The sequence below is a fragment of the Brevibacterium sp. HMSC063G07 genome (genome assembly GCF_001810665.1).
GTDB lineage: Bacteria > Actinomycetota > Actinomycetes > Actinomycetales > Brevibacteriaceae > Brevibacterium.
Genome location: NZ_KV802327.1, coordinates 1 through 701, shown reverse-complemented (window position 1 = coordinate 701; position 701 = coordinate 1). Strand labels below are relative to the sequence as shown.

The 701-nt window shown below is 56.9% G+C and carries 1 pseudogene; it reads right to left on the bottom strand.

Features of this window, described 5'->3' with window-relative positions:
* Positions 1-701 (bottom strand): annotated as a pseudogene (locus HMPREF2757_RS02400) (alpha/beta fold hydrolase); the annotation flags it as partial.

The following is a 701-nucleotide window of genomic DNA, read 5'->3' as shown; positions in this document are numbered from 1 at the left end:
TCAAAGCACGCGAAGCATCCCGCTCCTTATCCGATTGACACTCCGAAAACGGCATAGACGCACCCACACCACGGGGGTCAAAACCCACCATGTCGAAGTTTTCGGCAAGTTCTCGCTGGGCATTGGCCTGGGCAATGGCCAGCGGCATACCCGCCCCACCGGGACCGCCGGGGTTGAACAGGATAGAGCCCTGCGGCTTTTTGTTCGGCGTGAACTTCGTGCCGTACTTATTGCTCACCGCTTTGCCGGCCTTGACGCGCATAACTCCGATTGCGATGTTGCCCTTGTCTGGGTTTTTCGCATCAATCGGCGCAATCATGTAACCACACTCAGGCGCACGCCCGAGCATGTCGGACAAATCCTCATAGCCAAGGTCCTGACAGTTTTTGGCAGACCAGTCGATCTTCTGACTGTAATACGCCTCTAAACCAGCCGGAACCTTGCCAGCAGACTTACCACCAGGCTTCGGGGCAGGGACCTCATAACGGCCCTCGCCCTTTTTGAAAAGCTTCTTGGCGAGCTTCGGGTAGTACTGATCTGCAGGTTTGCTGTCGTCAGGCTTGTCGCTCTGATCAGGTTCATCAGGGCTATCGCTGTCTGACGAGTTCGGTTCCTCCTCGGGTGCGGAGTCCTCCGGCTGATCGGTTGGTTCATCAGCTTCATCCGTGGGTTCGTGGCTTGGACCAGCACTCGGTGATTCC